The sequence below is a fragment of the Pseudomonas sp. MHK4 genome, assembly GCF_054600775.1.
This window is the reverse complement of the sequence record NZ_BAAIAK010000009.1, coordinates 150,724-167,397: the sequence shown is the minus strand read 5'-3', so window position 1 is coordinate 167,397 and position 16,674 is coordinate 150,724. Positions and strand designations below refer to the sequence as shown.

At 60.0% G+C, this 16,674-nt stretch carries 16 protein-coding genes and 1 tRNA gene; 7 read left to right on the top strand and 10 right to left on the bottom strand.

The features are described 5' to 3' along the window. Positions 1-9 precede the first annotated feature (9 nt). Entirely contained in the window at positions 10-2,025 is a 2,016-nt protein-coding gene (gene uvrB / locus ACYP2Q_RS22025; RefSeq protein ID WP_459732445.1) for an excinuclease ABC subunit UvrB, read from the bottom strand. A gap of 336 nt (positions 2,026-2,361) precedes the next feature. Between uvrB and ACYP2Q_RS22020 the strand changes: the two genes are divergently transcribed. Together ACYP2Q_RS22020 and ACYP2Q_RS22015 are read left to right on the top strand one after the other, a co-directional pair. Further along, entirely contained in the window at positions 2,362-3,558 is a 1,197-nt protein-coding gene (locus ACYP2Q_RS22020) for an amino acid aminotransferase (protein WP_459732444.1), read from the top strand. A 228-nt stretch (positions 3,559-3,786) separates the two neighbouring features. Continuing rightward, complete coding sequence (locus tag ACYP2Q_RS22015) at positions 3,787-3,990, top strand: hypothetical protein (RefSeq protein WP_111282164.1); 204 nt, start codon at positions 3,787-3,789, stop codon at positions 3,988-3,990. Here the strand turns inward: ACYP2Q_RS22015 and ACYP2Q_RS22010 are convergent. Next, positions 3,987-4,217: a hypothetical protein gene (locus tag ACYP2Q_RS22010; RefSeq protein WP_459732443.1), complete on the bottom strand. Its 231-nt coding sequence runs from the start codon at positions 4,215-4,217 to the stop codon at positions 3,987-3,989. The genes ACYP2Q_RS22015 and ACYP2Q_RS22010 overlap by 4 nt on opposite strands. 230 nt (positions 4,218-4,447) lie before the next feature. On the opposite strand from ACYP2Q_RS22010, the gene ACYP2Q_RS22005 reads away from it, so the two are divergent. Then, positions 4,448-4,523: transfer RNA gene (locus tag ACYP2Q_RS22005), tRNA-Asn, on the top strand. A gap of 185 nt (positions 4,524-4,708) precedes the next feature. On the opposite strand, the gene ACYP2Q_RS22000 is transcribed toward ACYP2Q_RS22005, so the two are convergent. Then, positions 4,709-6,226 carry a nucleobase:cation symporter-2 family protein gene (locus ACYP2Q_RS22000; RefSeq protein WP_459732442.1) on the bottom strand — a complete coding sequence of 506 codons (1,518 nt, stop codon included), beginning with the start codon at positions 6,224-6,226 and terminating at the stop codon, positions 4,709-4,711. A gap of 256 nt (positions 6,227-6,482) precedes the next feature. Between ACYP2Q_RS22000 and ACYP2Q_RS21995 the strand changes: the two genes are divergently transcribed. Further along, positions 6,483-6,764: a BrnT family toxin gene (locus tag ACYP2Q_RS21995; RefSeq protein ID WP_459732441.1), complete on the top strand. Its 282-nt coding sequence runs from the start codon at positions 6,483-6,485 to the stop codon at positions 6,762-6,764. Between the two features lie 3 nt (positions 6,765-6,767). Next, on the top strand, positions 6,768-7,091 hold the full coding sequence (locus tag ACYP2Q_RS21990; RefSeq protein WP_459732440.1) for a BrnA antitoxin family protein: 324 nt from the start codon (positions 6,768-6,770) through the stop codon (positions 7,089-7,091). A gap of 63 nt (positions 7,092-7,154) precedes the next feature. Here the strand turns inward: ACYP2Q_RS21990 and ACYP2Q_RS21985 are convergent, their stop codons facing one another. Together ACYP2Q_RS21985 and ACYP2Q_RS21980 are read right to left on the bottom strand one after the other, a co-directional pair. Beyond that, on the bottom strand, positions 7,155-7,982 hold the full coding sequence (locus ACYP2Q_RS21985) for an arylamine N-acetyltransferase family protein (protein WP_459732439.1): 828 nt from the start codon (positions 7,980-7,982) through the stop codon (positions 7,155-7,157). Positions 7,983-8,093: 111 nt separating this feature from the next. Continuing rightward, on the bottom strand, positions 8,094-8,888 hold the full coding sequence (locus ACYP2Q_RS21980) for an exodeoxyribonuclease III (protein ID WP_459732438.1): 795 nt from the start codon (positions 8,886-8,888) through the stop codon (positions 8,094-8,096). A gap of 153 nt (positions 8,889-9,041) precedes the next feature. Between ACYP2Q_RS21980 and ACYP2Q_RS21975 the strand changes: the two genes are divergently transcribed. Beyond that, complete coding sequence (locus ACYP2Q_RS21975) at positions 9,042-9,341, top strand: hypothetical protein (RefSeq protein ID WP_459732437.1); 300 nt, start codon at positions 9,042-9,044, stop codon at positions 9,339-9,341. Between the two features lie 53 nt (positions 9,342-9,394). On the opposite strand, the gene ACYP2Q_RS21970 is transcribed toward ACYP2Q_RS21975, so the two are convergent. Both ACYP2Q_RS21970 and ACYP2Q_RS21965 read right to left on the bottom strand, forming a co-directional pair. Next, a complete protein-coding gene (locus ACYP2Q_RS21970; protein ID WP_459732436.1) occupies positions 9,395-10,801 on the bottom strand; it encodes a DUF1254 domain-containing protein in 1,407 nt (468 codons plus the stop codon). Between the two features lie 116 nt (positions 10,802-10,917). Continuing rightward, positions 10,918-12,516, bottom strand: coding sequence for a sensor domain-containing diguanylate cyclase (locus ACYP2Q_RS21965; RefSeq protein WP_459732435.1), 1,599 nt, complete (start codon positions 12,514-12,516; stop codon positions 10,918-10,920). Between the two features lie 184 nt (positions 12,517-12,700). Between ACYP2Q_RS21965 and ACYP2Q_RS21960 the strand changes: the two genes are divergently transcribed. Continuing rightward, on the top strand, positions 12,701-13,168 hold the full coding sequence (locus ACYP2Q_RS21960) for a hypothetical protein (protein ID WP_459732434.1): 468 nt from the start codon (positions 12,701-12,703) through the stop codon (positions 13,166-13,168). Here ACYP2Q_RS21960 and ACYP2Q_RS21955 read toward each other — a convergent pair whose 3' ends face one another. From ACYP2Q_RS21955 to ACYP2Q_RS21945, 3 genes are all read right to left on the bottom strand, one after another. Continuing rightward, positions 13,169-13,828, bottom strand: a complete 660-nt coding sequence (locus tag ACYP2Q_RS21955) for a ribonuclease T2 family protein (RefSeq protein WP_459732433.1) — start codon at positions 13,826-13,828, stop codon at positions 13,169-13,171. It lies immediately after the preceding gene. Between the two features lie 122 nt (positions 13,829-13,950). After that, complete coding sequence (locus tag ACYP2Q_RS21950) at positions 13,951-14,739, bottom strand: lipopolysaccharide biosynthesis protein (RefSeq protein WP_459732432.1); 789 nt, start codon at positions 14,737-14,739, stop codon at positions 13,951-13,953. 106 nt (positions 14,740-14,845) lie between these two features. After that, entirely contained in the window at positions 14,846-16,600 is a 1,755-nt protein-coding gene (locus ACYP2Q_RS21945; protein ID WP_459732430.1) for a L,D-transpeptidase family protein, read from the bottom strand. Between the last annotated feature and the right edge of the window lie 74 nt (positions 16,601-16,674).

Genomic DNA, 16,674 nt, shown 5'->3' with positions numbered 1-16,674 from the left:
CCTGCTCTTTCAGACGGTGATCAACCGCTCGCGCAACTTGGCAATCTCGTCGCGCATCTGCGCCGCCGCTTCGAATTCCAGGTCACGCGCCAGCTGGTACATCTTCTCTTCCAATGCCTTGATGCGCTTGGCAATCTCGCCCGGCGAGCGCAATTGCGCTTCGTATTTGGCGTTCTCTTCGGCGGCCTTGGCCATGCCCTTGCGCTTCTTGCTGCGCGAACCCGGCACGGTGGCGCCTTCCATGATGTCGGCCACGTCCTTGAACACGCCCTTGGGCGTGATGCCGTTCGCCAGGTTGAAGGCGATCTGCTTGTCGCGGCGACGCTCAGTTTCACCGATCGCCCGCTCCATGGAGCCAGTGATCCGGTCGGCATACAGGATCGCCCGCCCATTGAGGTTACGCGCCGCCCGGCCAATGGTCTGGATCAGCGAGCGTTCGGAACGCAGGAAACCTTCCTTGTCGGCATCGAGGATCGCCACCAGCGACACCTCCGGCATGTCCAGGCCCTCGCGCAGCAGGTTGATCCCCACCAGCACATCGAAGGTGCCCAGGCGCAAGTCGCGGATGATTTCCACCCGCTCCACGGTGTCGATGTCCGAGTGCAGGTAGCGCACGCGCACGCCGTGATCGGCCAGGTAGTCCGTCAGGTCTTCGGCCATGCGCTTGGTCAGCGTCGTCACCAGCACCCTCTCTTCCAGGGCGACGCGCTTGGTGATTTCCGACAGCAAGTCGTCGACCTGGGTCAGTGCCGGACGGATCTCGATTTGCGGGTCCACCAACCCCGTCGGACGCACCACCATGTCAATGACGCGCCCGGCGTGCTCGGCTTCATAGTTGCCCGGCGTCGCCGAGACGAAAATCGTCTGCGGGCTGATGCTTTCCCACTCGTCGAAACGCATCGGCCGGTTGTCCAGCGCCGACGGCAGGCGGAAGCCATATTCCACCAGCGTCTCCTTGCGCGACCTGTCGCCTTTGTACATCGCGCCGACTTGCGGCACGCTGACGTGGGACTCGTCAATCACCAGCAAGGCATCGGCCGGCAGGTAATCGTACAGGGTCGGCGGCGGCGCCCCGGCTTCGCGACCCGACAGATAGCGCGAGTAGTTCTCGATGCCGTTGCAATAACCCAGCTCGAGAATCATCTCCAGGTCAAACCGGGTGCGCTGTTCCAGACGCTGGGCTTCCACCAGCTTGTTGTTGGAACGCAGGTATTCCAGGCGTTCCTGCAACTCGACCTTGATCCCTTCGACGGCACCCATCAGGGTTTCCCGGGGCGTCACGTAGTGGCTTTTCGGGTAGAAGGTGAAGCGCGGCAGCTTGCGGATGACTTCGCCGGTCAGCGGATCGAACGCCGACAGACTTTCCACTTCATCGTCGAAGAGTTCGATGCGGATCGCTTCGAAGTCCGATTCCGCCGGGTGGATATCAATCACGTCACCGCGCACACGGAAGGTCGCACGGGCAAATTCCATGTCGTTGCGGGTGTATTGCAGGTCGGCCAGGCGCCGCAGCAACTCACGCTGGTCGAGCTTGTCGCCGCGATCCACGTGCAACACCATCTTCAGATAGGTTTCCGGGCTGCCCAGGCCGTAGATGCACGACACCGTGGTGACGATGATCGCGTCCTTGCGCTCCAGCAATGCCTTGGTCGCAGAAAGGCGCATCTGTTCGATGTGATCGTTGATCGAGGCGTCTTTCTCGATGAAGGTGTCCGAAGAAGGCACGTAGGCTTCAGGCTGGTAGTAGTCGTAGTAGGAAACGAAGTACTCGACGGCGTTGTTCGGGAAAAACGCCTTGAACTCGCCGTACAACTGCGCGGCCAGGGTCTTGTTCGGCGCCAGCACCAGGGTCGGGCGCTGCACTTGGGCAATCACATTGGCGATACTGAAGGTCTTGCCCGAACCGGTCACACCGAGCAACGTCTGGTGCGCCAGCCCGGCTTCGATGCCCTCGACCATCAGGCGGATGGCTTCCGGTTGATCGCCGGCGGGCTCGAAACGGGTGACTAGCTGGAATTCAGACATGTAGAACCTCTGGGATCACTCTTGCCGGTAAAACCGACACGAACGAGAAAGACCACAAACGACCGATGTCGCCCGAGGAAAAAACTGGATTGCGCTCAATGTGGAGTCGATTGCCAGCGCTTTCAAGGCAAACGTCCTACAACGCGTAAAGACTTAGACGACGCCAATCGACTAACGGTCGAAAAATAATCGGAAAAACTTACCTCAAAAGCCGATTCGTCTGTCGCCATCACTCGCGGATGGCCTCTATACTAGCTCCCCGTTTGTGCACCGCTCTAGTGCATTCGGCTGGAGCGCGACACGTCCCTCCACTCTCCATTCAGAGCCGCCGCAAAAATGAGCCTGTTCTCCGCTGTCGAAATGGCACCACGCGATCCAATCCTGGGCCTCAACGAAGCATTCAACGCCGATACCCGTACCAACAAGGTCAACCTGGGCGTCGGTGTTTACTGCAACGAGGAGGGGAAAATTCCACTCCTGCGCGCCGTTGTCGAAGCCGAAACCATTCGCGTCGCTCAACACGCTTCCCGGGGCTACCTGCCAATCGACGGCATCGCCGCCTACGACCAGGCCGTGCAAAAACTGCTATTCGGCAATGATTCGCCGCTTATCGCCGCCGGCCGCGTCATCACCACCCAGGCCGTTGGCGGCACTGGCGCGCTGAAAATCGGTGCCGACTTCCTCAAGCAACTGCTGCCAAACGCCGTCGTGGCCATCAGCGACCCGAGCTGGGAAAACCACCGCGCGCTGTTCGAAACCGCCGGTTTCCCGGTGCAGAACTATCGCTACTATGATGCCGCGACCCATGACGTGAACCGCACCGGCCTGCTGGAAGACCTGAACGCCCTGCCGTCCGGCTCGATCATTGTCCTGCACGCCTGCTGCCACAACCCGACCGGTGTGGACCTGAGCCCGGCGGACTGGAACAACGTCCTGGAAGTGGTAAAAGCCAAAGGTCACGTGCCGTTCCTCGACATGGCATATCAAGGTTTCGGCGATGGCATCGACGAAGACGCCGCTGCCGTGCGCCTGTTCGCCGAGTCGGGCCTGACCTTCTTCGTCTCCAGCTCGTTCTCCAAATCGTTCTCGCTGTACGGCGAGCGCGTTGGCGCCTTGTCGATCGTCAGCGAATCGAAAGAAGAAAGCGCGCGCGTCCTGTCGCAGGTCAAACGCGTGATCCGCACCAACTACTCCAACCCGCCGACCCACGGCGCAAGCATCGTCGCTGCCGTGCTCAACAGCCCGGAACTGCGCGCCCAGTGGGAAGCCGAGCTGGCCGAAATGCGCCTGCGCATTCGTGGCATGCGTACGCAAATGGTCGACACCCTGGCGAAAAACGCGCCGCAGCGCGATTTCAGCTTCGTTGGCCGTCAGCGCGGCATGTTCTCCTACTCCGGCCTGTCCGTTGAACAAGTGCATCGCCTGCGCAACGAGTTCGGTATCTACGCCCTGGACACCGGCCGTATCTGCGTGGCTGCGTTGAACCAGAGCAACATCAAGGTTGTGACGGATGCGATCGTTCAGGTGATCTGACGTTCGCGTGGTACGAAAAACGGGAAGCCTTTGGGCTTCCCGTTTTTTATTTGTCGTAGATAATTCTCAAACCGCTAACCAGCCCCCCTAGACTGCACACATCTACCCTGTAGGAGCTGGCTTGCCAGCGAAGAGGTACCAACCGAAATGAATATTGCCCGTGATGGCCTCTTCGCCGGCAAGCCGGCTCCTACAGGTTGTGTCCCACCCGGATTTTCGAGAGCCCACATGAAAAACGATGACCTACGCGCCGACCGCGACGACCTGGATGACTTCATCCCCCGCACCCCGGCCAAACAACGCGGCAACAATCTGGTGATGCAAGTCGCTGCCGGCGTGTTTCTCGGCGGCCTGGCCCTGTGGCTGGTGCAACTGGGTGCCACGGCGCTCTACGCCAAACTGATGCTTGGCACCATTACTTTCGGCGGCTAGGCCAGTTCGCTCGCGCGCTGGCTGGCAGCGTCGTCATAAACGACATACAGTGATTCAGCGACCTGGCTCTTGATCGCCTTGGTGCTTTCAAGGCCCAGGACAAACCCCTCGGCCTTACCCCCCGCACGGTTCAACTCATCAGCGTTGCTGGCCTGAGTAATTGCATCGAACAGTTTTTCGGCGTGCGGGCCGACCCCCTTGGGCAGGCTGATTTGCGCGATGCTCATGGGAACACCCCGCTGATTCGAGGTTTCGTAACGGTCAAGCAAGTCATGGCGCGTACCTTATCGGCGAATGGCCGGCAGCGCGTGGAACCACTTCCGGGCCGCCATGTTAGCCCCCACAGGCGATTCCGGTAACCGCCAATCACCGATAAACCACCGTCCGTCCCCAGAAAACCCTCCCGCAGCAATCAAATGCTTGACTTCTCTTTTTGAATCAGTAACATAGACGCCATTCCGCGATAGCTCAGTTGGTAGAGCAAGTGACTGTTAATCACTGGGTCCCTGGTTCGAGTCCAGGTCGTGGAGCCAGACAGCAATATCAAAAAGCCCCTGAATCGAAAGATTCAGGGGCTTTTTTGTGCCCGATGGAAAAGTCAAAAGATCGCAGCCTGCGGCAGCTCCTTGGATTCATGTTCGTCCGACAATTACCGGATGGACGCGATTCCCTTGAGCTGCCGCAGGCTGCGATCTTTTGACCTTACGCTTTTAAACCGTCAGACATGCTCACCGCTTTTGGCATGCACCGCCCGTGGCTCGCCATGCCCGTGATCCACCTCAACCACCGGAATCTCCTTGCCATCACAGTCGTGCAACTTGCCGTCGCTGAAGTAATCCCCTTCGCGCAACGCCGCCAGGTCCTGGTAGCGCAACACCCGCTCGGTACCGGCCGCAAACACCGACTGCTGGTCGGAGTTACCAGCGGTGAGGTGGTTGAAGGTCAGGTTGAGCACGATGGCCATGATGGCGGAAGAGCTGATGCCCGAGTGGAAGATCGTCGCGAACCAGCTTGGGAAGTGATCGTAGAAGTTCGGCGCGGCAATCGGGATCATGCCGAAACCGATGGAGGTCGCGACAATGATCAGGTTGACGTTGTTGCGGTAATCAACCTTGGACAGCGTACGAATACCGCTGGCCGCGACGGTGCCGAACAGCACGATACCGGCCCCGCCGAGGACGGAGGTCGGCACGGCGGCGATGACGCGCCCCATGAACGGCAGCAGGCCGAGGATCACCAGGAACACGCCGCCGGTGGCTACCACATAACGGCTCTTGATACCGGTCACCGCCACCAGCCCGACGTTCTGGGCGAAGGCACTTTGGGTGAAGGAGCCGAAGATCGGCGCGATCATGCTCGACAGCATGTCCGCGCGCAGACCATTGCCAAGGCGCTTGGAGTCGACCTTGGTGTCGATGATTTCACCGACGGCCAGGATATCGGCTGACGTCTCCACCAGGGTCACCATGACCACGATGCACATCGACAGGATCGCCGCGAAGTGAAAGGTCGGCATGCCGAAGTGGAAAGGTGTCGGGAAACCAAACATTGGCCCCTGGCTGACGGACGAGAAATCCGCCATGCCGAGGAACACCGCGATGATCGTACCGATGACCATCGCCAACAGGATCGACAACCGGGAAATGGTAGCGCTGCCGATCTTGCTCAACATCAGCACCAGCACCAGCGTCACCGCAGCCAGGCCGATGTTGGCCATGCTGCCAAAGTCAGGCGCGTGACTGTTGCCCCCCATGGCCCAGCGTGCCGCCACCGGCATCAGCGTCAGGCCGATGGTGGTGATCACGATGCCCGTGACCAACGGCGGGAAGAACTTGGTAATTCGCGAGAACACCGGTGTGATCAGCAACCCGATCAAGGACGCCGCAATTACCGCCCCCAGGATCGACTGAAACCCGCCCTCGCCTCCACTGCTGACAATTGCCACCATGGTCGCGACGCCGGAAAACGACACACCCTGTACCAGCGGCAGCTGACAACCGAAAAACGGTAGACCCAGGGTTTGCAGCAACGTGGCCAACCCCCCCGCAAACAATGAAGCAGCAATCAACAATCCAATGTCCGCCGGCGAGAGGCCGGCCGCCTGACCAACGATCAAAGGCACCGCGACGATGCCACCGTACATGGTCAGAACATGTTGCAGGCCGTAAGCCATATTCGCGCCGATCCCGAGATTTTCATCTTCAGGCCGTTGGTGTGAAACATGGGGCGTTTTCATGTTAGGGGGTTCCCTGGTTTTTGTTATGAGCACACTGTATTCAATACTCAGGACAAATGTCTATAGAGTTGTATACAACTTGCCAGTCAGATTATGAACGGTCGTTCATGCAGACTGTGTGCCACCGCGCGCCACCTCGCAAAAAACCTTGAAATACATCCGTCCGGGCCCATTCTCCCGCGCCCACTAGTCTTTTGAATTCCTGGTGACCATCGGTAGTGATCGCTGCCTTCCATATACATATAAAGTATGCATAATGAAGCCATTCGAAATTCAGTATCACAAGGCGAAGAACGCGGCCAACAAACTCAAGCATCTGGGCATCAGCCTCGCAGAGACGGAGCCAGTCTTCCATGATGAACGCGCCCTGACGCTTGAGGACGATGACCATGATGAACAGCGCTGGATCACCATGGGGCTGGATGGCAAAGGGCGTTTGCTGGTCGTTGCGTACACCTACCGTGAGCCGAATTTCGTTCGAATCATTTCCGCGCGCCTCGCCAGCAAAAACGAGCGCCGCCAGTATCTGGAGGCTTAACCCATGAAAGACGAGTACGACTTCAGCCATGCCAGGCGCGGGGCAGTTGCCCCACCCAAAGGCAAGACCCGCATCACCATCATGCTCGACGATGTCGTCATCGAGGCGGCACGCGCGCTCGCGGAAAGCGAGGGTTATGGCTACCAGACCGCGATCAACAACACGCTGCGTCGGGCGTTGCTGAGCGAGCACGACAAGGCAAAGACCAGTACGGTGAAGCACCTGAAAAAGGGGATCACCAGCTCTGAGCTCAAAAGCCTGGAAAAGAAGCTTGCGCAAGCGCTCGACGAAATTCACCGGGTGATGGAGTCCGAAGCCCGGCCGTAGACAAGCACGAAAAAAGGGCAGAATTATCCAATCCGCCCCTTTTTTGTGTGCACGATGATCCGCCTATTGCGGCACTATCAATCGCTCAAGTGTGCGCATCAACGTCGCATGGGGCGGTACCCGAATCTCGAACTCACTTTCCAGGACGCCGATCAGCTCCTGCACATTGGCCACTTGCCGGCGTTCGCTGTCACGCCCCATTCGATGAATCGCAAAGTTGCCGTTATTGAGGGTACGGCGCCAGCCCTCCCCTGTCCGTGCCACCATCAGCTGCCGGGCAAAGGATGATTCGGGGTGGGTCGAGACATACCAGTTGCCAACGGCGTAATCGATGTCCTCCTGGCGTTGCAGGTCGAAGATGTACATCGGTCGCCATTCATCCGCGACCTTGGCGCGCAGGGTGTAGCCGTCGGCGTGCTGCTCGATGCGATACGACTCGTGAGGCGTCGACTGCTCCTCAAGGCTGTCGAGCAACAGCGGTGCGGTGGGCACCATGCCGCCGAAACCGACATCAGTGATATAGCGCACGCCATCGAGCGTCACCAGGCTCAAGCGGTGCGTGCGAGCGGTCCAGGCGCCCTCCGGCTGGCCCATCACCACGCGCCCGCTGATACCGCGCGCGTCGTAGCCAAGCGCCTGCAGCAAGGCCAGGAACAGATAATTGAGTTCGTAGCAGTAGCCGCCGCGTCCGTCCTGCAGGACCTTTTGCTCGATCGACGACATGTCGATGCGTACCGGCTCGCCCGACAGCGTGGTGAGGTTTTCAAACGCAAAGACGCCGGTGTGGCGCAGTTGAAGCAGGCGCAGGGTCTCAAGGGTCGGCGTCGGTGGGGCGTCGAAGCCCAGACGTTGCAGGTATGACGCAAGGTTTGTCAGACGTGGCTCGCTCATCGCTTGATCCTTATGCACGCAAGCTGCGGATTGCTCCGCCAGGGTTGCCATGTATAAAGGATGAAGGGCCACGACCGACAATTGATTTAGCCAATCGGCCAGCAAGACGATTCAACGGCGCTTGCGCGAGCCCAATTGTATCCAGGTGGGCGCATGGTCGCTGGCATGGGGTTCGTTGCGCACCCAGGCATCGACCCCGGCTTCTTCGAGATAAGGACTCAAGGCCGGGTTGAGCAACAGGTGATCGATGCGTAAGCCGGAATTCTTCTGCCAGTGCTGGCGAAAATAGTCCCAGAAGGTATAGACCCGTTCCTGCGGATACAGATGACGCACGGCATCGGTCCAGCCCTGGTCCAGCAGACGCTGATAACACTCGCGGCTCTCAGGTTGCAGCAAGGCATCCTTGAGCCAGGAACGCGGGTTATAGATATCGAGGTCGGTGGGCACCACATTGTAGTCACCCGCCAGCACCACCGGATGCTCGCTGCCCTGAAGAGATTGCGCGTAGCGTATCAGGCGCTCGAACCAGGCCAGTTTGTAGTCGAACTTCGGCCCCGGCTGCGGATTGCCGTTGGGCAAGTACAGGCATCCCACCAGCACCCCGTGGACGGCAGCTTCCAGATACCGGCTGTGACTATCGTCGTCATCGCCTGGCAGACCCCGGCGACTTTCCAACGGCTGCGCATCCCGCGCCAGAATCGCCACCCCGTTCCACGACGCCTGCCCCTGCCAGACCGCCCCGTAGCCGATAGCCTCCAGCTGCGCGGCGGGAAACGCACTGTCGACCGACTTCAATTCCTGCAGACAGGCGATGTCCGGTTGTTCGCGCTCAAGCCAGGCCAACAGGTTCGGCAGGCGCGCGCGCATGCCGTTGACGTTGAACGTCGCGATTCGCAACTTTTTCATGACCACCGTCCCGTTTGGATCTCTTGGCTGTGACCGCGCCGCCTGCGAGGTGTTCGGTCCACCTTAGCCTGTGCCACTCGTCATCCAGCTGGCACCAACCGCCCTGCCCTTCACACCAACTTCAGGTAACGACTCACCTTTTGGAGACGGACCATGATGAACACCAAAATCACTTCGCTGCTCCTCGCTGGATTGCTCTGCGCGGCCCCCTTGGTCACCTTCGCAGAATCCGGCGATGGCGCTGATGCGACAGGCACCAAATCCGGTGCCACCAGTGGCCCGGTCATGCCACCCGACAACACGCCAAGCTCGCCCTCGGGCGGCAACGCTGGTGACGGTGGAGCAACCGGCTCTTCGAGCGGGAGTGCGGGTGGCAGCAGCAGCTCGGGCGCCGGCGGGGGTACCGGGGCCGGTGGTGGGACCGGCGGGGCTGGCGGTGGGACAGGCAGCTGAACGCGAAAAGGCAGCCGATGGTGATTCAACATCGGCTGCCTTGATCGCCCGCGCTACATCTGCTTGATCGCCGGTGGATTCCACTTGCCGTTCAACGCCTCGGCCTTCGGACCGTACAAGCGCATGGTCAGGTTGAACGGTCCTTTGGGTGCCGGTAGCCAATTGGCTTCCAGCTCCTTGCCGGGGCTTTCGTTCTGGAAGTAGATATCCAGCGAACCATCGGCGTTGCTCTTGAAGGGCATCCAGCTGCTGACTGCGAAGCGGTTGAGCCCGTTGCCCACCTGGAAACCTTCGGGGTCGTACAGCGTGATCGACCAGAAGGCGTTCACCGGAGGCGCCTCGTCCTTGGGGAAATGCAGCACGTACTTGTGCGTGCCGTCGAGGGTCTTGCCGTTTTCATCGCCCATATTCAACGGATAAATCGCGTCTTCGGGCAAGTTGGCGCCGAGCCCCATCTGCGCCACGATTGCGCGTTTGAGGTAGTAGTTGCCGTAGACGCCCATGGTGTCGGTGTTCATCGACCAGCCGTTGACCACTCGAGCAAGGGTCGGCACCTTCCACGCCATCAGCGCTTGCGCGTCCTTGGGCGCCGTTTCAAGGGCAGCTTTGATTTCAGGGTCCAGCGCATTCATGTCGAACGACTTGCCTGGCTCGATGCCAATACGCTTGAGCTGCGCCAGTAGCGGCTGATCGGTGCTGTGGGCCGGATGTACCTTGAGCAGTTCGGCGGCATAGGCGAAGTAGTCGGCTGCCGAAAGGGTATCGACCTGGATTTTCGGTGGGGTCGTCATGTCCACGGCCGGGTCGATCTTGACAGTGACCGGCTCGGCGCCTTTGCCAAGGCGCGACAGCGGCGTCACGGTGTAGCCGGCCTGGATCTTGTGCACCGCCGCGTAGTCCACCGCGCCATCAGTCTTGGTGCGCCCGATGACCCAGACAAAGGGCGTCGGCGCCGGCAGGTGGCTGAGTCCCGCCGGCACGGTACCGATCCAGCCCGGCGGCGTCACCAGGAACTGCGCGGCATCGGTACCCGTTGTGCGCCATCCCGGCGAAGCGAATACGTCACTCCACATGTCGAGCATCGGCAGCAAGTAAAAGCGTCCAGCGGTGTCCGGGGCGGCGATGACCAGCGGTTCCTTGGTCAGGTCGAGCCAGGCGATGGAATACAAGGTGTCGAAATTCGCGCGCACCACCCCTTTGAAATTCGCCGGCGGGTACTCGGGCACACTCACGAACATGTTCATCGGGCCCTTGCCGAATTCCTTGCCCGGTTCGATGTTGGTGAATTGCTTGCGGGTGATGTCCATGGTCAACAGCGGGTAAAAATAAACGTAGGCATCCACGCCGATGGCGTGAGCTTCTTCGGCGCTGAGTTTCGCTTGCGCATGACTGACCAGCGGTAGGACTGCGCTGGACACAACGGTAAGGGCAATGGCGGTCAATGTTTGGGTTATCGACATGGTGGCGATCGTCCGTGCGATGGGGAGATCTGCCGGGAGCGGCAGAGCTATCGGAACTCTAGACGATCAATTGCCCCCGTTCTGACAGGCGGACAGTCGGGCAGCCGAACCCCGCATCAACGATCCGAGCGCATCAGCGCCTCGACCCCGCCCTCCATCGACAATACCGCCGAACGGTTTCTGCCCGAATGCTTGGCCTGGTACAGCGCAGCGTCCGCACGCTGGATGAATACTTCCATGCTGTCACGTCCGGTCGGCATGAACGAATAGCAGCCGAGGCTGACGGTCACGTATCCGGCAGGCGAACCGGTATGGCTGATGTTCTTGCCCATGACGCTGCGGCGAATTTGTTCGGCGAGGGTCATGGCACCGTGGATATCGGTGTCAGGCAGCAACACCGCAAACTCCTCTCCACCGTAACGTACTGCCAGATCGGCCTTGCGATGGCAGCAGCTTTTCACGGCACGCGCCACCTCGGCCAGACAGTGATCGCCCACCACGTGACCGTAGGTGTCGTTGTAGCGCTTGAAGAAATCGATATCGAGCATGATCAGGCTCAGCGGGCTGTTTTGCCGGGCGCCGCGGCCGAATTCGATATCGAGGGCCCGCTCGAACAGCCTCCGATTGGCCAGGCCGGTCAAGCTGTCGTGGGTGGCAATCAGCTCCAGCGCTTGCTGCGCCTTGCGTAAATCCGCCTCGACCTGCTCACCGACACGCACCTGGCGAATGAACACCCAGCCGATCAGCCCCACGCCCAGCATCACCAGCACGACAATGGCGCTGGAGCGAAACGCCGTGTCGTACCAATCCGCCAGAATCGAGTCCCGGGACGATGCCGCCGAGACCACCAGCGGGTAGGCCTCCAGTTGCCGATAGCCATACAGCCGGACAATGCCGTCCACCTCGGAGGCAAGCATCGCGTTGCCGGAAGTCGCCTGGGGCAGGAGGTTGCGGAAGATTTCCCCCTTGGCCAATGACGTACCGATCTGCGCCTGCACATAGGGTCGACGGGCCAGCAGCGTGCCATCGGTCAACGCCAGGAACATCGCGCCGTTGTCGTCGATACTGAAGCTTTTGAAGAACTGCTCGAAGTACGACATCTTGATCCCGGCCAGCAACACCCCCTGGAACTGGCCATTGCGGTCATTGACCCTCCTGGAGATCGGAATGATCCATTCGCCATTTTCCCGGCTGCGGATAGCCGGGCCGATGTGCGCCACGGTCGAGACGTTCTGCTGGTGAAACCTGAAGTATTCGCGATCTGCCACGCCATTGCCTCGCGGCAGTGCGGCAAATGAGGTGACGACCCACTGGCCCTTTTGGTCGAACAGCAGGATGCCGTGCAATTGATTGAGCGCCTGCACCCGCCGGACGAAGGTTTTCTGCAAGCGCGGACGCTGGGCCGGACCGAATCCGTCGACCTGGATCCAGTCCACCAGGCTGGTCAGCACCAGATCGGCTTGCATGAAGGTGTCTTCGGCCTGTTGTGCCATGGCCCGCGTCAGGTTCGACGAAGCCACCTGGGCCTGGCTCAGGTCGTGGCGCCGGGATTGTTCCAGTTGCAAATAAAGCAGGGCGCACAGGCACAGGCACACCGTGCCAATAAACCACACCGCAGCCTTGCGCAGCGGTATGCGTTTCAGGGCGACGCCGGGGGCGTGGTAAAGGTCATCAAGGCGTGTTGGCAAAAAGCGCTCCCTGAAAGGGTAAGGCATGAGCGACGCCCCATGCCCCCTGGTTCTGGGCGCCAAGTCTACGGTGTTACCAACGGGAAAAGGGCACCAGACGCCAAATGGTTGCCCTGCCCGCCTGGAAAGCATCAGGGGCATGACGCAGGACAACAGCCGCATCGCCGTCAAGCAGCTACGATGTGTCTTACACCACGTCAGGGAATTGAACATGAGCAAGGCAGACGAGCTCGCGGAAAAACTGAAACAGACCCGACCTACCAGCATTGATCAGGCCATCGACAGCTGGCCGGGCCAGGTCTACGAGCTGTATCACCGGATCGAGGCCTGGCTGCAGCCCCTTACCGAGGCCGGCCTGGTCCTGCGGCGCAACCCCACGCACGTATTCGAGAGCCACCCGTTGGGTGACACGTTCGACTATGCGATCGACCAATTGGTAATCAGCGCCAATCGCCACAGCCTCACGCTCGACCCGGTTGCGCGATTTACGGCGGATGGCGAGGGGCGTGTCGAAATTCACTGCCACGGCAACGAACTTGCCCTGTTGCGCACCGTGGACGAACACGGCGCAACACATTGGTGGCTGCAAGGGATCGAGCAAGCCGCGACGCGACCGGATGCGGTGGCGCTGACGGAAAACAATCTGCTGTCGGTGGTACAGGCAGGCCTGGTGCTCTGATCAGCGCAAAGGTGGAACCCGGATATCCCCGGCGCGGCATTGTGTCTTCACGCCTTTGCCGCAAGAGGCAAACCCCAGGTCCTTGTCCATGCAGACCCGAACCTCAGACAATTGCGGCCCGTTGCAGATCACCACAACGCCATCCGCCGGGATCCCCGGATTGCTCTCGCGAAACATCTTCGCGATGTCCGCGACTGCAAAATAATGCGTGGTGCTCAACGGTTGCAGTTGCTCGGGAATCCTGACCGCGCCCAGGGCCTTGTCGGAGGCCTCCAGGTATCCGTCGGCGCCCAGGCCGCTGCACGTGCCGTGCTTGGCCCATTCGTGCTCGAGCAACTTCCTTGACGGGAACAGCGTCAAGCCCTTGGCCCGCTCCTCTGGCGAGAGTTTCACCCTCGGCGCGCAAGACTTCGGCCAACCGCCCCGGGTGTATTGCGGCCAGAGGCCATGAAGCACAAAGCCATAACCTTTGCCGGAACATTGCGCGTCGTCAGCATGGGTCAAGCAATAGGTGGGTGACCAGGACAGCGCCAACAGGTAGTAATCGAACACCCCCGCCACAGACTCCGGCCCGCCATTTCGCGAATCCCGGGCACTGCTCGTGCCGACGCTGGCGAACGTCAACAGGATCAGCGCGAACACGGCGTAAAGTCTGTTCATCGGCACGCTCCCGCGCAGTGGCTTGACCGACGATGGGTCGATCAAAGGCCACTACTTTGGCATAGCCGCAAGCGCTTTCGCACCACGAGAGTGAGTCGAAATGATTAATGTCGCGTGATCCGTCAGAGCAACCTGTCGAGCTCTTGCAGCGTCATCCGCGGGATCAGCCGCGATGGAATTTTCGAGATGTCGGACAGGTTGTGGACCTGAAAATCCTCATTCACCACCCGCTGCGACAGGATCTTGAACGACGGCAGGATTCTCTTGTGAAAATGCTCGTCGAGCACACACGGAGAAACGAAACTGCCTGACTTTTCATAGAAGCGCCCCGTCTTCGGATCCAAGTCGACGCCCACCAGAAACACTCGGGTAAATCCCAGGTGGTAGGCAAGCTGCAAAGCCAGGTAGGCGACGGTACGGGCGTCAAAAAAACCACGTTTCAGATTCTTGCTGAAACCGAGTGTTTTGTTGCGGCCACTGCCGAGCCGGCGGCTCCTGACAAGGTCCTTGTCTGTCCTGAAAAACTCGCTCCACGAAAGCCTGGGTGCCCGGCTCAGCAGATACAGCTTGCCCTGAGGTTTTAACGACGTGTGCCAGATATGTTTTTCCCACAACGCAACCCGCTCGCTGATGCGCATGGCTTCGGTGAACAATTCCGGTTGTTGCTCGGAAAAGCCCTGATCCGTACAGACGTAGAAGTACGGCTTGATCCCCGTTCCGGTGAATTTCGAAATGGCACCATTCATGGTGATCATTGGAACGCCGGCATATTTGTGCAATGGGAAGTTTTTTGCCGATGCACCCGACGCCACGATGAACACGGGACCCGTTTGAGTGTTGCGACACTCATCCAGGTCATGCACCCGAAGCGAATCTGTGCTGTGTGTCATTTTTTTTTCGGCAACATCCATCGTCAATGACCCTGTCCCTGTTTATTGAGCAACTGTGACCCACTTCCATGTCGATAGTTTTCAACGGGTGAAACTTAGGTTTGGCCTCTCTAGAGGACGCCAGGGGCTACGACTTGTCTTGACCCGTTACCACCATTGGCGGCTCTGCACGCTGCAACTCCAGGGCGGGCAACTTGGACGGCTGGTTCAGGAGTCGCAGCACCGGGGAATCGTAACCGTAAACGTCGGGTTTGAACGTCACCCGTCCGTCGGTATTCAGGTCCACCGTCCAATAGGCCAACAGCACTGGCACCTTGACGGGAAGCTTGATGTTTTCAGTTCTGCCGTTGGCCAGTTGCTTTTGAATACCCGCCGAATTCCAGCGCACAGGGTCGTTGAACAGCAACTCGACCAACTGCAACGGATTCTCCACCCGGATGCAGCCTGAACTGGTGGCACGCACTGATTTGGCGAACAACTCGCGATGGGGGGTGTCGTGGAGGTAGATCGCATAGTCGTTGGGGAACCGGATGACCACCTGCCCGAGCGAGTTTTCCGGGCCGGCGTCCTGGCGCAGCGTGATGCCGCGCGCATTGGACCAGTCGACGGTCGACGGATCGAGCGTGTTGCCTTCGCGATCCAGGGCGCGAATCCGGTTGGCCGCGAGGTAGCCCGGATTCTGCTGGATCTTGGGCAGCATATCCTTGACCAGGATCGTCGGCGGGACGGTCCAGGTGGGGTTGAACGTGACGTAGGTGATTTCAGACTGGAACACCGGCGTGCTGCGAAACGGTTTGCCCACCTGCACCCGGGAACGCCAGACCGGCTGGCCGTCGCGGTACAGGGCGACTTTGTAGCCGGCGATATCGACGATGACAAAAGTGCCTTGCAGCTTATAGAGCAACCAGCGCGCCCGCTCCATGTTCACCCGCACCTGGTCGATTCGCGCCTCGACCGGCACATTCAGTGCCGCCAGCGTCGCCGCCCCCGCCACGCCATCGGCTCCGAGGTATTGTTCGAGCTGATACTTCTTCACCGCGGCAATGACGCTGTCGTCGTAATCGGTGCGCTTGGATTTGTGCGGGTCCAGGTAACCGGCCGCCACCAGGCGTGCGCGCAGTTGCCTGACCGCAGGATTGTCCATGCCGGGCTTGAGCGACTCGCCTTCGGCGACTTTCGGCCAGCCACCGGCGTCACGAATCCGGCGCAACTGCGCAAGGCTCTCGCGCAGGCTGCGATAAACCGCCTCCTGGGGCGGCGCCTGGGCGAACGCACGAGCAACGTCGTGATCATCCAGGGCGGTAAAGAAGCTGTTCATGTCCTCGCGGGGATCGATGCCATCGGGTTCGAAGTTCCAGTGAAAATCCAGCCGCGCCGGATCCACCTTGCCACGGCGCAACTGCAGCAGCGCCGTGATGTAGGTACGGGTGGCCGCGATGTCGAAAGACGCCGATTGCGCCGGTGTCGGCGCCGTGGCCTGCAGGGCCAGTTGCGCCTGGGCCAGCTCGCCCGCCCGGTAATCCTCGGGCACCAGGCCATCGGCCTGGGTGTCATCCAGGCCCTTGAGCAATTGGCTGACATCCCGCCCGTTGGTCCAGGCCGCGCGGAAATTGCGGTGCGAATAGAAATCCAGAACCACCCGGGCGACATCCACCCGTTGATGTTTGCGAGAGGTCAACAGTGGGGGGAACGATGATTGCAGAGGTTCGAGCTGCGCCTGGATGGCCTGACCAATGACGTCATCGGGCGCAGCACTGAGCACACTCACAGGCGCCGGAGATACCGGCACGATCGGCGAAGTTTCACCCATCGCAGTGCCGCTGATCAGACAGACCATAAAAAATACGCGGCTTATGACGAATAACCTTGTTAATTGACCCATGGATAATCCTTAATCGCCTGTAATCAAAGGGCTAGCGTCCAACTCACTGCTAGACTCGAAATATTCCTGAAGAG

Bases quoted from the DNA above. Each gene is read 5' to 3' on its own strand.
- uvrB (WP_459732445.1), bottom strand. From the start codon at position 2,025: ATGTCTGAATTCCAGCTAGTCACCCGTTTCGAGCCCGCCGGCGATCAA.
- ACYP2Q_RS22020 (WP_459732444.1), top strand. From the start codon at position 2,362: ATGAGCCTGTTCTCCGCTGTCGAAATGGCACCACGCGATCCAATCCTG.
- ACYP2Q_RS22015 (WP_111282164.1), top strand. From the start codon at position 3,787: ATGAAAAACGATGACCTACGCGCCGACCGCGACGACCTGGATGACTTC.
- ACYP2Q_RS22010 (WP_459732443.1), bottom strand. From the start codon at position 4,217: ATGAGCATCGCGCAAATCAGCCTGCCCAAGGGGGTCGGCCCGCACGCC.
- ACYP2Q_RS22000 (WP_459732442.1), bottom strand. From the start codon at position 6,226: ATGAAAACGCCCCATGTTTCACACCAACGGCCTGAAGATGAAAATCTC.
- ACYP2Q_RS21995 (WP_459732441.1), top strand. From the start codon at position 6,483: ATGAAGCCATTCGAAATTCAGTATCACAAGGCGAAGAACGCGGCCAAC.
- ACYP2Q_RS21990 (WP_459732440.1), top strand. From the start codon at position 6,768: ATGAAAGACGAGTACGACTTCAGCCATGCCAGGCGCGGGGCAGTTGCC.
- ACYP2Q_RS21985 (WP_459732439.1), bottom strand. From the start codon at position 7,982: ATGAGCGAGCCACGTCTGACAAACCTTGCGTCATACCTGCAACGTCTG.
- ACYP2Q_RS21980 (WP_459732438.1), bottom strand. From the start codon at position 8,888: ATGAAAAAGTTGCGAATCGCGACGTTCAACGTCAACGGCATGCGCGCG.
- ACYP2Q_RS21975 (WP_459732437.1), top strand. From the start codon at position 9,042: ATGATGAACACCAAAATCACTTCGCTGCTCCTCGCTGGATTGCTCTGC.
- ACYP2Q_RS21970 (WP_459732436.1), bottom strand. From the start codon at position 10,801: ATGTCGATAACCCAAACATTGACCGCCATTGCCCTTACCGTTGTGTCC.
- ACYP2Q_RS21965 (WP_459732435.1), bottom strand. From the start codon at position 12,516: ATGCCTTACCCTTTCAGGGAGCGCTTTTTGCCAACACGCCTTGATGAC.
- ACYP2Q_RS21960 (WP_459732434.1), top strand. From the start codon at position 12,701: ATGAGCAAGGCAGACGAGCTCGCGGAAAAACTGAAACAGACCCGACCT.
- ACYP2Q_RS21955 (WP_459732433.1), bottom strand. From the start codon at position 13,828: ATGAACAGACTTTACGCCGTGTTCGCGCTGATCCTGTTGACGTTCGCC.
- ACYP2Q_RS21950 (WP_459732432.1), bottom strand. From the start codon at position 14,739: ATGGATGTTGCCGAAAAAAAAATGACACACAGCACAGATTCGCTTCGG.
- ACYP2Q_RS21945 (WP_459732430.1), bottom strand. From the start codon at position 16,600: ATGGGTCAATTAACAAGGTTATTCGTCATAAGCCGCGTATTTTTTATG.